At 58.3% G+C, this 13,437-nt stretch carries 12 protein-coding genes and 1 tRNA gene; 4 read left to right on the top strand and 9 right to left on the bottom strand.

Features of this window, described 5'->3' with window-relative positions; all coding sequences use genetic code 11:
- Positions 1 to 9 precede the first annotated feature (9 nt).
- A complete protein-coding gene (locus ABVQ20_RS28465) occupies positions 10 to 174 on the top strand; it encodes a hypothetical protein (RefSeq protein ID WP_354462995.1) in 165 nt (54 codons plus the stop codon).
- A gap of 277 nt (positions 175 to 451) precedes the next feature.
- On the opposite strand, the gene ABVQ20_RS28460 is transcribed toward ABVQ20_RS28465, so the two are convergent.
- From ABVQ20_RS28460 to ABVQ20_RS28445, 4 genes are read right to left on the bottom strand one after another with little or no spacing between them, the layout of a single operon-like run.
- Positions 452 to 4,192: a caspase family protein gene (locus ABVQ20_RS28460; RefSeq protein WP_354462994.1), complete on the bottom strand. Its 3,741-nt coding sequence runs from the start codon at positions 4,190 to 4,192 to the stop codon at positions 452 to 454.
- A 16-nt stretch (positions 4,193 to 4,208) separates the two neighbouring features.
- The gene (locus ABVQ20_RS28455) at positions 4,209 to 4,754 is read right to left on the bottom strand and encodes an OmpA family protein (protein ID WP_354462993.1); all 546 of its coding nucleotides are present in this window, start codon (positions 4,752 to 4,754) and stop codon (positions 4,209 to 4,211) included.
- The gene (locus ABVQ20_RS28450) at positions 4,751 to 5,305 is read right to left on the bottom strand and encodes a DUF4384 domain-containing protein (RefSeq protein ID WP_354462992.1); all 555 of its coding nucleotides are present in this window, start codon (positions 5,303 to 5,305) and stop codon (positions 4,751 to 4,753) included. Before ABVQ20_RS28450 ends, ABVQ20_RS28455 begins: the two co-directional genes overlap by 4 nt.
- Positions 5,278 to 6,312 (bottom strand): C1 family peptidase, encoded by a 1,035-nt coding sequence (locus tag ABVQ20_RS28445; protein ID WP_354462990.1) that lies wholly within the window; start codon positions 6,310 to 6,312, stop codon positions 5,278 to 5,280. The genes ABVQ20_RS28450 and ABVQ20_RS28445 overlap by 28 nt, the downstream gene beginning before the upstream one ends.
- Before the next feature lie 361 nt (positions 6,313 to 6,673).
- Here ABVQ20_RS28445 and ABVQ20_RS28440 point away from each other — a divergent pair, with 361 nt between their 5' ends.
- Positions 6,674 to 7,426: an adenylate/guanylate cyclase domain-containing protein gene (locus ABVQ20_RS28440; protein ID WP_354462989.1), complete on the top strand. Its 753-nt coding sequence runs from the start codon at positions 6,674 to 6,676 to the stop codon at positions 7,424 to 7,426.
- 61 nt (positions 7,427 to 7,487) lie between these two features.
- On the opposite strand, the gene ABVQ20_RS28435 is transcribed toward ABVQ20_RS28440, so the two are convergent.
- The gene (locus tag ABVQ20_RS28435; protein ID WP_354462987.1) at positions 7,488 to 7,901 is read right to left on the bottom strand and encodes a YybH family protein; all 414 of its coding nucleotides are present in this window, start codon (positions 7,899 to 7,901) and stop codon (positions 7,488 to 7,490) included.
- A gap of 144 nt (positions 7,902 to 8,045) precedes the next feature.
- Between ABVQ20_RS28435 and ABVQ20_RS28430 the strand changes: the two genes are divergently transcribed.
- Positions 8,046 to 8,939, top strand: a complete 894-nt coding sequence (locus tag ABVQ20_RS28430; RefSeq protein ID WP_354462985.1) for a LysR family transcriptional regulator — start codon at positions 8,046 to 8,048, stop codon at positions 8,937 to 8,939.
- Between the two features lie 17 nt (positions 8,940 to 8,956).
- On the opposite strand, the gene ABVQ20_RS28425 is transcribed toward ABVQ20_RS28430, so the two are convergent.
- From ABVQ20_RS28425 to ABVQ20_RS28410, 4 genes are all read right to left on the bottom strand, one after another.
- Positions 8,957 to 9,033 (bottom strand) — tRNA-Arg (locus ABVQ20_RS28425).
- A 71-nt stretch (positions 9,034 to 9,104) separates the two neighbouring features.
- Positions 9,105 to 9,878 (bottom strand): enoyl-CoA hydratase/isomerase family protein, encoded by a 774-nt coding sequence (locus ABVQ20_RS28420; protein WP_354462984.1) that lies wholly within the window; start codon positions 9,876 to 9,878, stop codon positions 9,105 to 9,107.
- 82 nt (positions 9,879 to 9,960) lie between these two features.
- The gene (locus ABVQ20_RS28415; protein ID WP_354462983.1) at positions 9,961 to 11,361 is read right to left on the bottom strand and encodes a mercuric reductase; all 1,401 of its coding nucleotides are present in this window, start codon (positions 11,359 to 11,361) and stop codon (positions 9,961 to 9,963) included.
- A 115-nt stretch (positions 11,362 to 11,476) separates the two neighbouring features.
- A complete protein-coding gene (locus ABVQ20_RS28410; protein WP_354462981.1) occupies positions 11,477 to 12,223 on the bottom strand; it encodes an SDR family NAD(P)-dependent oxidoreductase in 747 nt (248 codons plus the stop codon).
- Positions 12,224 to 12,339: 116 nt separating this feature from the next.
- Here ABVQ20_RS28410 and ABVQ20_RS28405 point away from each other — a divergent pair, with 116 nt between their 5' ends.
- Positions 12,340 to 13,230 carry a LysR family transcriptional regulator gene (locus ABVQ20_RS28405; protein ID WP_354462980.1) on the top strand — a complete coding sequence of 297 codons (891 nt, stop codon included), beginning with the start codon at positions 12,340 to 12,342 and terminating at the stop codon, positions 13,228 to 13,230.
- Positions 13,231 to 13,437: the final 207 nt, after the last annotated feature.

Below are 13,437 nucleotides of genomic sequence, written 5' to 3'. Positions count from 1 at the left end.
AGAGATCCGGTGAGCTACGCCGCATTCGAAACCGAGGTCGCCAAGGTCAAAGATGAACGCGATCTATTTCTTCATCCGAGCTACGACAACGCAAAGTTCGCAACGAACCGCTGGCAAACCAGCGCCATTGGATCAAGCAACGTAATTCCCGCGGCGGCAATTTGCTTTGCCTGAACCGATCCTATGACGACCGCCTCATTGATGAAAGCCATCGATGTCGGCTAGCGAAAACGGTGGCTAATCGTATCCTTGCCCTCGGAACGAACCCGCTCAACCACAGCCTCCCTGGTCGCTTGGGATGGCGGCTTTCAGGAGATGGCCAAGTTGACCTAAATGTCCGACATGAGGCGCAAAGCCGACCTTTGCACTCTCAAGAGGGGTTCTCACAATATGATCAATACGCGACATTGCTGTGTCCGGACACCATGTCCGCCTTTGTACTGTCGCGAAGTCACTGCATCGGAGCTAAAGTCGTCGAAGAGACAAAGCCAATGCGCTTTCCATCGCGAGCTACCTCCGACTTCGCCGCAGCGGTGCCTACAACTCTGACCAGAGTGCCTGGATGAAGAGGTTCTCCAATTGTGACTCCCTTTGCGTCGGTGATTGGAGCAACCGCGATGACTACGTGGGTCGGCTGTATCGGCACGAAATCCTCCGACGGATTTGCCAAGGCATTTACTGTCCGTCCGACCGCGAAATCCTCACCGATAAGTTTCATCTGCGGAACCTGACGTATGCCGAACTTGCCAAAAGATAGGTCGGGCACCCGCGCGCCCACGTATGATGCCAAGGCCGTCACCTGGATCAAGCCGGTTCTGTTGGGGTCCGCTACACCAAGCCCCTCCATCACAGAGTAGGCAAATACACCGTGACCTTGAAAGCCCTCGAGTGCTGGACCGTCATCACTGGAGGCGGCAAGCACCGACCGTCCGGTCGCGCGCGTGAGGCGATCAAGAGCAGCAAGGCGATCGAAACCACGGGTAGTGCGCTCGAGAGTCAGCGTGCCGCTCTCACAAGTGTCAAACATCAGCAAGGATTTCCGAGTTGCGACACGAGTCAGCCAACGTTGCCAGTCGTCCTGGTTGATACCCTGCTCCGAGACTGAGCTGGGACCTGAATACTTGAAATCGTACGGTATGAAATAGTACCGCCCATCCTCAGTCTTCCCATGCCCAGCCACGAAAAGAACAAACACGTCTGTCGATCGAATTTGCTTGGCGATACCGTCAAACGCCGCATCGATTCCGTTTCTTGTCGCCTTTTTGTCTGTCACTAGCCAGGTTTTCACACCATCGAAGAGATCGGCACCTGCAAGCTCAAAGGAATGGGTCAAATCGGCTGCGTCATTCGCCGCGAATTTAAGGGTGAGCCGGCTATCCCAATATTCGTTGATGCCCACGGCGAGTACAAAAAGCCGAGGCGAAACTGAAGTACCGGTTGCCGCCCAGCTAACGTTTGTAGTGGCGGGCGTGGATGCAATTCCATTCGACGCATTGAAAACAATAAGCTCTATGACGTTGTTGCCTGGCTCCAGAAGCAGGCTGTCGTCAATTGCGATCGGCTCGCCTTGATTTACTTTTACAGAGGGAGGCAACGTACGAGCAACACGGGCGATCCCATTCACTCGCCATTCTATACGACCGATGCCTCCAGTTGAGGCCGTTACCGTGGCTTTCGCAACGATGGTATCCTTGTCCGCAATGCTTTCGCCTGCTGGCGATAGAATCTTTATGGTCGGCGGCAGCCCATCCTTCAGAAGCGTATTTATCGTCGGACCGTCGTCTTCCTTCTGCGCACCGCGGCTTCCTGAGGCGACGGCAGCGACCAAATCAGGTCTATAGAGTGTGTTAAAGAAGCTATCGATGGTGACGGTTTCATTTAGACTTGGCGCAAGAAACAGGTTTTGAGCCGCCTCTCTCGTCCCACCAAAATAGCCGCCATCAATGCGGCTCAACCAGTTCCCATTTTCGCTCAGCACAGTCCTTAAGATCGGCTGCGGCTTATCAACGTCATAGAGCAAGAAGTCACCAACGTCTGTTATCGCTAGAAAACGTCCTTCCTTCTGCGGTGCCAGTGCAAGGATTCTCCCACCCGTAACATCATGTTGAGAGCTAAAATCGTCCGCGCCAACAACCTCGGTTATAGGCTCGTTAGGGCCAACTAGGCTCACAAGACGGTTGCCTCCCAACCGGCTGGCTCTCGAAGCCCGGGCGATCGTGTCAGCTGATTTTTTGCCGGCAGTCAGTTGTCCGGCAAGCAATGTAAATTTCCCGCTTTCGTATTTGTAAATCAGGCCGCCGGACCCACCGACACCGAGGAGTGCCGCGTCTGTGCGAGTATCGGGAATTACCCACTTTACCACACCCCAATACCATCTCGTTCTGTTGCCGGATCTCGTCGTTTCCAACCTGAGCTCCTGGCGAGATACAATCCTCCCTGTAGAAAGATTTTGAACGATAGCAAAGTGGTCGAGACCATAGAGAAGGCTGCTACCTCCATCGACAAAGTTGAATGCAGTTAGCCAGTCTGATGACGTCTTTTGGACCACAATCTTTCCCGTAGCCGCTTCCGCCACCAGTAACGTATGCTTTGACTTTGGGCTGTATTCGGAGTACCTCGCCGCTACATATCGGCCATCCGGAGACACTCTTATATCCTTTGCCTGCTCCTTAGAAAAATTTGTAATTGGTCTAACTTTTCCATTTGTGAGATCAAGTTCCTTTATAGACCCATCATCACAGGCTATAGCTATGTGCTCGTTTCCAATAAAATCTGCCAATTCGACCGCATCAGTGATTTCCTCAGACCCGCTGACGTTGCAGGCTTCAAAATGCAACGTGCGCATTTGCCCGGTTTGGGTGTCAAGAACGTAGGCGACCGTACCAGCGATACCTATTGCCACGCTCCCGTCTAGGCTGACCGCCGCAGCATCCAGGGCCAATCGGCGTACCGCCGTGCGAGGTATTAGAGCCTCCCCAGTCATCAGTCGGTACCTAGACACGCCGTCGCTGCCGACGGTGTAAATCTCACCCCGTCTCTCATCAATCTGCAGCTCGGTACCGGTGGACGGAAAATGAGAAATATTTCGAACGTCTCCAGTCGCAAAATCCCATTGAAAAACTGAACTCACATCATCAGAATTATTGACAAATAGAAGGGATTTATCATCTGAAGTGAACGCTACAGCGTCGAATGGTCCTTCACCATTTTCAAATCTATTTGTGAAAACGACATTCCCAGACCTGGAGTCATGTATCTCTGCAGATTTACTCGTCCGAATGTAATAATAATTGCCGCTGTCCGACAACTGGAACCAATCATATTCCGTACCGCTCGTAAGTCGGCGCCCAGAAGATGTATCATAGACCCTTATCTCTTCGCGCTTCTTGCCTAGATCGAGAAATTGAACCGCAATTATCGAACCGTCCGAAGATACGAACAATTTCCCCGGCATGATTTTCTGGGTAATTCTGTCGAGTTCACGGACATCGCGTCTCGCGAGGTCGACAGACCATACTCCATCGTCTGCGAGTACCCAGATAACGGAACTGGCAGATGCTGCCGTGATTTTAGCGAACGTAAAGCTCGCCAATCCAGGAATCCTAATGTAGTCGGCAGAAATTCCCGAGACAGAATCTATAACATGCAGTCCGTTATTTGTGCCAGCCCATGAGGCGAAGCAGATTATTTTTTTGGTGGCACTACTGTACGTGAAGTGTTGGCCGGTAGTTTGCATAAAACTTTTCAGCGGCATCCCTGTGTCTAGGCGAAACCGGGCAATGTTTTGACAATCTCCAGCAAGAACAATATTATCCTCTGGGGAAATTTCGAGGTTCGATATAATATCCTTTGAAAAGGATGGCCGGTCAAATGGTTGAGTACTCTCATAGGGGCCAATGGCTTCGTGGATTTTATCTTTTATAGCTTGGTCGAGCACGCCAGCGGCGTCGTTCTCCGTGGTAAAATTCTTACCATGCTCTGACATGAATCGAGCTAGGCTATCTCGCAGTGCGCGACTATCCTTGCCGTCTAGCTCTTCGTCAGAGAGTCCAAGCACCCACAGTTTTCTTTGGAGCTCGCGCGTCTCATCGGATGCGAACGCCGATCTCTCGAAACTGGCGGCGATCAGGACTGCGATGAGCCAAACCAGCAAATGCGGAACGACGCTTCGGAAAGCCGAAACCCACCTCATCGAGAGCCCCTCTGCGCTAGTTGCCAAGGTCATTTGCACTTAGATTCACGACCTGCACACGTCTGTTGACCTGATCGTCAGGCCTGTTTGGATCATAAAGTTCCGTCTTGCCGTATCCCTTCACCTCCAGGCGAGACGCATCGACGCCAAACTTGGAGACAAGATAGTCCGCGACGGCTTTCGCGCGACGCTCTGAGAGTTTCTGGTTGTATTCATCAGTTCCGCGAGCATCAGTGTGCCCAGATATGAGGAAACGAGCCGATGCGAGGCTGGGATCTGTGAGGGCTTTCCCCAGCGCGTCCAGCGTTATGATGGAATCGTTTAGAAGATCCGCAGAATCGTACGCAAACGTGACATACAGGTTCACAGCGTTGGGCTTGTCCGCGACCACGGTCGGATCAACCGTGACGCCCCGTTTGCCGAAAGGAAGAGACCGAAACCCTGGCTTGGGGCAAGTTGGGTCGAGCCGGCAACGTATCTCGTCCGAACTCAAGTTTTGAGCTGCGCCAGGAACCGCGGTTGAAAGCAGCGCCACCAGAGTGGCCGCAACTAGCTCTCTCATGGTGTTGCCTTCGTTTCGAAGTCGATGAGGGATGCCGCTATCACGCGTTCGGGAAGATCGGACCGGGGCCGGTAGATCAATGCTTTCCGCAGCAGGCTCAGATAATCCCTAGCGTCCTGAATGGTCGGAAGCTTGGTTTCGAAAAGCGGACTCCGGGATGTCACCACTACTATCATCTCTCGTCCAAGGGGTGATGAGATCGTGAACTTGGGGCGGCCTTGCTGACCATCGCCAAAGCGTAGTTCGCGACCAGGCTCCGTCTGGCCTTCTGCCCCGTTCGGCTGCACCAGATGAACGACAGTTTGGTTCGCTTGAATGTAGCTTATATAGACATAGCTGAAATGCCCGGGCGTACGGACCGTCACGTCAAGCAGACGGCCGGGGTAGAGATGGTCCTGGTCCACAACAGAGATAATCGGCTTATCCGGTTCGTCCACCGCCCGAGCTAGCATCTGCTTCAGTTCGCACTGTGGCCAGGCCGCAAGCAAGACGGAGTCAACCTTGATCTCGGGCTTCTTAGCCGCTAGGTCCTCCACGCGTTTGAGGTCCACGTCGCTGCCAACAAATCCGGATACGACGATTGCTTGCCATCTTGGTGGAAGGTTAGGTTCGCGCAGGTCCGCGTGTTGATTTCAGCGATAAGTTGAGACAGTTCGGACGTGTCTATGGGCTGCACCGGCGGACTAGGTTTAAAGCCAGCAACGTGCAACACTACTGCTTCCTCCGCCATTTTGGCGTAAGCGTCGTAGGATAGCCACATAAAGCCGCGTTCGCCCCATTTCCTACCCCAAGAGTTGATTATATGCAGGGCTTGGCGACGATCATCGTATCCTATAGCCACCACTCCATGATTGGCGGCCTCGCTGCTCGTCGAACTAAGTTCATAGACGCCGCCGCGGTAATTTTCGAAGCTTGGCAACACCTGCAAACTCAGAATAACCGGTTCCCCTTGGGCCAACCGTCCCTTAACATCGTCGATCTTAGTGGCATCCAGCCTTGACAGACCCTGGACCTTAAAGTTGGTCGCCCGACCAATCTCTTCAGGCAGTATCGTCTCGCATTTGTCAGCGTATGGATGTTGTGCGAGCGATACTGCACCGTCCTTAAGTGCGTAGACATTCGCTGACAGGCTTGATCCGTTTTCGCAGCTGCCTGAACGCGCGCGGTTAAAGAGATAGCTCGGGCTGACGATAGTAGCGGGGATTAACTTCTTCCCCTCGATGGTTGACGTGTAGTAACTGCGCGCAGCATACCCGACAGCCCAGGAAGCACATGAGCCGAGGCCGCCCTGATCGCCCGGCAGTGGAAATCTGGAAGACAGATCGGCTGTTTCCGGCAAGAAGGCCCTAAATGTAGGCAGTTCTGGGAGGCCTCTCGTCTCTGCAGTCGACATCAATTTGAGACCCGTCGCATAATGGGTCCCCAGCGGATCGGGTGTTTCCGGGGGCTCCTCTGCCGTTGGCGATTGCGCCGATGCGCCTCCAGCAAAAATGACGTTAACGACAACGACCGCTATTGCGTTTAATACGCGCGACCGATCTTCAGCCGTCAAATGCATGAGATTTCAAATCCCAGGACAATATTAGACTTTCATCATAGACAACCCGGCCGTGCAACCTCCGTACCTTCAAGGTCACATTGATTTGACCAGATTGCACGGACTCTCAGAGAAGCGGCGCTATCTGTCCGCAAATCGACCGTTTTGCTAACAGCGAAATCCGGTCGCCGGTGTCTATCTCATCTGCGCCACGAGAATGGCGGCTTCTGGCGTGCGAAGAACGACGGCGGACGTTCAGCCCGGTGGGACCAAGGTCTGAAGCTGTGCCAAAGCGGACGTTCTATGGCGGCTAGTTGCGCATACACGCGAGTGCTACGCTCCCAGCAAACCCACGTGACGTCTTTGTAGTCCAGGAGGCATCGTGGCGCGCCCGGAACGAAAGCTTGTGGCGGTTTTGGCAGCGGACGTAGCTGGCTACTCGTGTTTGATGGGGGCCGATGAGGCCGGGACTCTCTTCCAACTAAAGGCACTGCGCGCCGAAGTGATCGATCCGAAGGTCGCGCAATTCAGGGGTCGGCTGGTCGGCACAGCGGGCGACAGTCTGCTGATTGAGTTTCCCAGCGCTGTCGACGCGTTGCAGTTCGCAGTCGAGACGCAAGAACGCATAACGGCGCGCAATACAGATCTTCCTGAAGACCGGCGCATGGCCTTCAGAATGGGTGTCAACGCCGGCGAGGTTATCCTGGATGAGACGACGATCTACGGTGACTGCGTAAAAGTGGCCGCCTGGCTGGAAAAGGTCAGTGAGCCCGGAGGGGTCGTCATTGGACGCAGCGTCTATGATCAAGTGAAGGGAAAGATTCCCTATACGCTCGTCGACCTGGGCGAGCATGCGATGAAGAACATTGCTGGCCCTGTGCGTGCCTACCGGGTTCTAACGTCCGACATGGGGCGCAAAGCTGTCGTTCCCCTCTTCGCAGGCTCAGTTCGGCTCGCCGCCGTGCGACAGGATCGAGATGTCGCGCGTGACCACGTCCGTGGGGACCGATTGAAGGGGCGGCCCACATGCCGAACATGGCAGTGCCGCCTTCACGGCGCGTGCGCCAGTCGCCGACGGGCGGGCGAGGTTGGACCTCGCCCAGCCCCGCGACCATTCGGTCGAGTGCAGCTGTGATCTGACGATCCATCGCAAGGACCATGGCGGCTTCCCTTCCTGGGCTTGCTGTAGCCCCCAACTAGGCTGTGATGATCTTGCCGTCCCATTCCCCGCCGGCGGGGGATGAGGCGTGTTCATGGAACAGCTTCCACTCGCCGCCCCGCCGCTCGAAGCAGTCGGTCTGGCGCACCCAGGCGTGCTTGGTCTCGCCGTTCTTGAGCACGATCTTGGCCTTCTGGACCGTACAGACGATCCCGATGTCGCCGCTGATCTTCACATCCTCTTCGAGGATGTCGATGTCGCAGGATTTGAACCCGCTGAACACGCGGTCGAACATCTTCTTCGCCGGCTCAAGGCCCCTTGAAGCGAAGGCCGGAATGTCGAACCACAGCGCATCGTCAGCCCAATGCCGCGTGCTTTGTTCAGCGGTCATGGACGTAGCCATTTCCCTCACGATGTCGGTGAGGGCCTTCTCGTCAGTGCTCTTGGTCATGGCAATCTCCTTTTCGAATGCACCGGGGGCTTTCCTCCGGCGGATGAGAAAAGAACTATCCTTTCCTTGAACGAGGGGGTAGAAAGCTGATTGGAATAGAATCAATTCCATTTTAGGAATTGATGGGAGACGCAGATGGACCGTATGGGTGCCATCAGCCTGTTCGTCCGGGTGGTGGACGCCGGAAGCTTTTCCGCTGTGGCCCGCACCTTAAGCGTCGGGCAGCCGGCGGTGAGCAAGCAGATCGCGGCTCTCGAAGCATACCTCGGCGCGCAGCTGCTGCAGCGGACGTCCCGCAGCCTGACCCTCACCGAGGCCGGCCGTGACTTCTACGAGTCCGGCGTGCGACTGTTAGGCGACCTCGAAGCTGCGGAATCCCGTGTCGGACGCGGCGTCGTCGCGCCATCCGGCCTGGTAAGGGCCAATGTGACGCCCGTGTTCGGCCGGCTCTATATCGTGCCTCGGTTGAGCGCGTTTTTTGCCAGCTACTCCGGGGTATCCGTCGAACTGGTCGTCACCGATCACCTGGTCAACCTGATCGAAGGGGGCGTCGATCTCGGCATCCACAATGGCGAACTATCGGATTCCAGCCTGATCGCCAGGAAGATTGCCCAGACGCCAATCGTCACCGTCGCCACCCCCGCCTACTTGGCGGAACATGGCGAGCCGCAGACGCCCGACGATCTGGAACGCCACGCTTGCGTGATCTATGCGCCCGATGGCGCGCCGCGCGTCTGGGAGTTTTCGGGCCGCTTCGGTCCCATCGTCCACCACCCAAAGGGCGCCTTCCGCACCAACGATGCGGAGCAGATCCGCGCTGCCGTCCTGGCTGGCCTGGGCCTAGCGCACACACCGGGCTGGCTGTTTGCCGCGGAGATCGCCTCCGGAACTGTGCGGGAGGTGTTGAAGGATTACTCGCGCCCAAAGCTTGCGATCAGCGCGGTCAGGCCCAACGGAAGGTTCCTCGCCAGCAAGGTCAGGGTCTTCATCGATTTTCTGGCTGAAATTTTCGCTGAAGAGCCCAGTCTGGCCCCCTAAAGGCGTTTCGAGAGAGATGGCGCACCCGACACGATTCGAACGTGTGGCCTCCTCCTTCGGAGGGTGGCGCTCTATCCAGCTGAGCTACGGGTGCATCTCTCAGTCGCTTAAGCCGACGTCGACTACAGACTGCCCTACGGTACAGGGGCGACGATTCTGGCAAAATCAGGCGTTGGCGGCGGCCATGGTCCGCGCCACCTCAGCGGCGCTGATGCCTTCCAGGGCGAGGCCGTAGCCCGCGCCCTCGTCGACGATGCGACGCAGTTTCTGCGTCAGTGCGATCCGCGTGTAGCGGCTGGTCAGCGGCGGCAAGGCGGCCAGGCCCTCGGCGATCTCATGGGCGCGGACCAACAGGCGGTCCGCGGGCACCACCTCGTTCACCGCACCCCAGGCCTTAGCCGTCTCGGCGTCAAGTTGCTGGCGCGTCAGGATGAAGTAGCGGCCGCGTACGCTGCCAATCACCTCCGGCCACAGGAGGTTGACGCCGTCGCCAGGCACGATGCCGAAGTCGAAGTGCGGTTTGTCCTGAAACACAGTCTCCGGGGTCGCCAGGACGATGTCCGCCAGCAGAGCGTATTCAGAGTGCAACAACACCGGCCCGTTCAGCGCCGCGATCACCGGGACCTCGATGTCGAGGATGTTCATAAGGACCTTTTTGCCCTCGCGGTAGATCTTGTCGTAGCCGCGCGGCGAAAAGAAATCGAAGCCCTCCGAGCTGATCGTGTCCATGAATGCGTCGCCCGAGCCGGTAAGGATCACGACGCGGTTGTCGGGGTCCGAGCCAATGGCGTGGAACAGGTCCATGAACTGCTCATGGGTGTGGCCGTTGAAGACGAGCTTTCCGCCATTGGTGTGCAGTGCCACCTCGAGCACCCCGCTTTCCGAGCGGGTGAGCTTGGCGTTTGGGAAGGACGAGCGATAGGCGTCGAAACGGGACATGGGTTGCTCCTTTGTTCGGGTTGTTCAGTGTCCGGAAAAGCCAGCACTTAGCGATGATAAGGTCGGAGTTTCTTCACCCGATCTATTGGTGTGCTTTTGGCGGCACGTTCGACAGCAGCGGGCCAAGTCCCTCCGCGATGGTCAAGTGCGTGATGACGGCGTCGCGCAGCTTCGGATAGGGCAGGTTCGCCAGCATTGCCGTCTGCACCGCAGCCAGCACCTCGCCGGCCTCGGAGCCGATCATCGTGAAGCCAAGGATGCGGTCGTCATCGCCGCCCACGACGACCTTCATGAAGCCTTGCGTTTCGTCCGTCGCCTCGGTGCGCAGCACGGCACTCATCGGCAGCTTGGCGACGCGCACGATGATGCCCTGGCGTTGCGCCTCGCCTTCGCTGAGGCCGACGCGGGCGAGCGGTGGGTCCGTGAACATGGTGTAAGGCACCTGACGGTCGCGTGTGCTGCGGTTCCCGCCGGCCAGATTGTCCCTGACGATGCGGAAGTCGTCGACCGAGACGTGGGTGAACTGGGGGCTGCCGGCACATTCGCCGAGCGCCCATATGTCGGGAGCGCTCGTCTCCAGCCGCTCGTTGACGCGGATAAAGCCGCGGCCATCCAGCTCGACGCCGGCCTCTTCGAGTTGTATGCCAGCGGTGTTCGGGACACGCCCGACGGCAACGAGCAGATGGCTACCCTCGATCTTGCGCTCGCCCGAAGCCGTGCGCACGGTCACAATGACCTCTTCGCCGGAGCGGCCGCGCACCGCAAGCGGCTCGGCACCGACGAGGAACTCAATGCTCTCGCTTCCAAGGAGCCGTTGCATCTGGTCGGCGACGTCGCCGTCCTCTCGGCCAACAAGCTGAGGTCCGGCCTCGATCACCGTCACACGGCTACCGAAGCGGCGATAGGCCTGTGCCAGTTCCAGGCCGGTGTAGCCGCCGCCAAGCACGACAAGATGCGGCGGCAAGGTGTCGAGCTCCAGGGCGCCGATATGGGTGAGCGGCTGGGATTCCTCGAGACCGGGAACGCTGGGGATGGCCGCATGCGTTCCGACATTGATGACGACCTTATCGCCAGTGAGCACGCGTGTGCCGCCTTCGTTCAGCGTCACTTCGATCATCTTCGGCTCCACGAAACGACCGCTGCCCATGATCAGTTCAGCGCCGCTGGTCTTGTAGGCGTTGAGGTGAAGTCCGATCTCGCGATCGACCATCTCCTGCTTGCGCCGGCGGACCTTCGCCATGTCCGTCGAGACCGGGCCGGTCATCGTGCCGAACTGTGCGGCATTGTGGGCGAGATGCGCGACCCGCGCGCTCCAGACCTCGTTCTTGCTGGGCATGCAGGCGACGGCGGGACAGGAGCCGCCGACCCAGCGGCGCTCGACGACGGCAACCCGTCGCCCGGACCGGGCCAGATGCCAGGCGAGCAGCTTGCCGCCTTGCCCGCTGCCGAGGATGAGGAAGTCATAATGTTCTGATTGAGACATAAGCGTTCTCCGCTGCAATTCTGGTGACAACAATGAAGATGTCGCGGCAATCGGAGGCGTCTGTTCGCTTGCCGCAACACCTCTGCGAGATCAACACCGAACTTAGGGCGGGCGGCTAGCGCTGCCCACCAGAGGCGGTGATGCGTTCACCGGTCAGCCAGGCGGACTGGTCGGAAGCTAGGAACACGGCAACGCGCGCGATGTCGTCAGGCTTTCCGAGCCGACCCATCGGCAAGGTCGCTGCTATGTTGCTGGCGGTCTCGCCATCGATGCCCGCCACCGCGAGACCTTCGGTCTCGGTCATCCCGGGCGCGATCGCATTGACCCTGATCTTGCGGCCGACGAGCTCGTCGGCGAGGGCCCTGGTGATAGTGTCCACCGCACTCTTGGAAGCCGAATAGACGACGGAGTTCGGCACAGGGTTGGCACTCGAAATCGTGCTGAGGTTGATCACGCTACCCCCACGGCCGTCAAAGGCCCTGACCGCCTCCTGTGTGGTCAGGATGGTGCTCAGCACGTTCGTGTCGAACTGCCGGTGGAACTCCGCTTCGGTCACGTCTTCAAGCGGTCCGAAGCGATACACGCCAGCATTGTTGACGAGGATGCTGGGTGTGCCGAACGCCGCTTTCGTCTCGTCAAAGAGCCGTTTCACGTCGGCGCGCTTGCTGGCATCTGCCTGGATCGCCACCGCCTTGCCGCCGTCGCGCAGGATATCGCCGACCACCTTGTCCGCATCCTCCTTGCTCGATGCGTAGTTAACCACCACGGCCGCGCCCGCCTCGGCAAATCGCCGGGCGATTGCCGCGCCTATGCCTTTCGACGCACCGGTGACGATCGCTACTTTGCCTTTCAGCTCGTCCATGATCTTTCTCCTTCAACTCTACGAACCGCCGCCAGCCGGCGAGTTGCCCAAGAGGTAAATCATGCGCAGATAAGTGAGTAGCGTGGCTAACCTGATATGATATATACGCAATCTGTATGAATGACCGACTCCAACAACTCGCGATCTTCGTCCGCACGGTCGAGACCGGCAGCTTCTCGAAAGTGGCCAGGGAGTGCGGTCTGTCGCAGCCTTCCGTCTCGCGCACGGTCGCGGCACTTGAGGAGCGGCTGGGCGTCAAGCTGCTCACCAGGACCACGCGCCAACTCTCCCTGACTGATGCCGGCGAGACACTGCTTTCCCGTGCGCGCGAAGCGCTTGCCGGCATCGAGGAGGCTGAGAACGCGGCGCGCGGCGCGGACCGGCTGTCCGGCACGCTGCGCGTGTCGATGCCAGCGACCTTTGGCGTCAAGCAAATCGTGCCGCTGCTGCCCGCATTCTTGGAACGGCATCCGCTGCTCAGAGCCGACTTGATGATGTCCGACCGATACGAGAACCTGATCGCCGAGGGCGCCAACATGGCTCTTCGCATCGGCAATCAGCCGGATTCCAGCTTCGTGACGCGGAAGCTTGCCGCGACCCGGCGCCTGTTCGTCGCCGCGCCCGCTTATCTTGCCCGCCGCGGCACGCCTAAGAACTTTGCCGAGCTCGGCCAGCACCACCTTGTCGGCGGCCCGAGCGACGGCGGCGAGCAGAACTGGACCGCTCTTCGCGACGGAGTAACTGAGATTCAGCCGTTTGATCCGCGTGTGCGGACCCACTCGGCCATCGGCGCTGTCGCCTGTGCGAGCGCCGGCCTTGGCATAGCGATCGCATCGACATGGATGTGCGCGGATGAACTCGCCTCCGGCGCGCTTGTCGAGGTCTTGCCCGACTATCGGCTCGCGCCGGCAACGGCCTATGCAGTCTTCCCTGCCGGCCGACGCCCGTCACTGAAAGCGCGTGCCTTCAGCGACTACCTGGAGCAGGTGCTGGTGAGCGACCAATGATCGACTGTAGGGCGACATTGCGATGTCCGCGACACTGCGCGATGTGACTTTTTGTGCGGCTCACGGGCACGTCGCGTTGCAGATCAACAAGGTTTTCGAATGTCTGCTATCGGGCGAAGCAATTGTAAGTCTGGATGGCGATGATTGGGCGCAAAGCGGCCGTTTGGCCGTGCATCTGGAATGTCCGCTCCCGCGTATGAATTCGCA

Origin of the sequence: Mesorhizobium shangrilense (assembly GCF_040537815.1) — a bacterium.
In the GTDB taxonomy this organism is placed as follows: Bacteria; Pseudomonadota; Alphaproteobacteria; order Rhizobiales; family Rhizobiaceae; genus Mesorhizobium; species Mesorhizobium shangrilense.
Note: the sequence above shows the minus strand (reverse complement) of the source record. Positions and strands in the feature narration are given on the sequence as shown.

What these genes read in the sequence shown, in the direction of transcription:
- ABVQ20_RS28460 (WP_354462994.1), bottom strand. Translation starts at nt 4,192, where the DNA reads ATGAGGTGGGTTTCGGCTTTCCGAAGCGTCGTTCCGCATTTGCTGGTT.
- ABVQ20_RS28455 (WP_354462993.1), bottom strand. Translation starts at nt 4,754, where the DNA reads ATGAGAGAGCTAGTTGCGGCCACTCTGGTGGCGCTGCTTTCAACCGCG.
- ABVQ20_RS28445 (WP_354462990.1), bottom strand. Translation starts at nt 6,312, where the DNA reads ATGCATTTGACGGCTGAAGATCGGTCGCGCGTATTAAACGCAATAGCG.
- ABVQ20_RS28435 (WP_354462987.1), bottom strand. Translation starts at nt 7,901, where the DNA reads ATGACCAAGAGCACTGACGAGAAGGCCCTCACCGACATCGTGAGGGAA.
- ABVQ20_RS28430 (WP_354462985.1), top strand. Translation starts at nt 8,046, where the DNA reads ATGGGTGCCATCAGCCTGTTCGTCCGGGTGGTGGACGCCGGAAGCTTT.
- ABVQ20_RS28420 (WP_354462984.1), bottom strand. Translation starts at nt 9,878, where the DNA reads ATGTCCCGTTTCGACGCCTATCGCTCGTCCTTCCCAAACGCCAAGCTC.
- ABVQ20_RS28415 (WP_354462983.1), bottom strand. Translation starts at nt 11,361, where the DNA reads ATGTCTCAATCAGAACATTATGACTTCCTCATCCTCGGCAGCGGGCAA.
- ABVQ20_RS28410 (WP_354462981.1), bottom strand. Translation starts at nt 12,223, where the DNA reads ATGGACGAGCTGAAAGGCAAAGTAGCGATCGTCACCGGTGCGTCGAAA.
- ABVQ20_RS28405 (WP_354462980.1), top strand. Translation starts at nt 12,340, where the DNA reads ATGAATGACCGACTCCAACAACTCGCGATCTTCGTCCGCACGGTCGAG.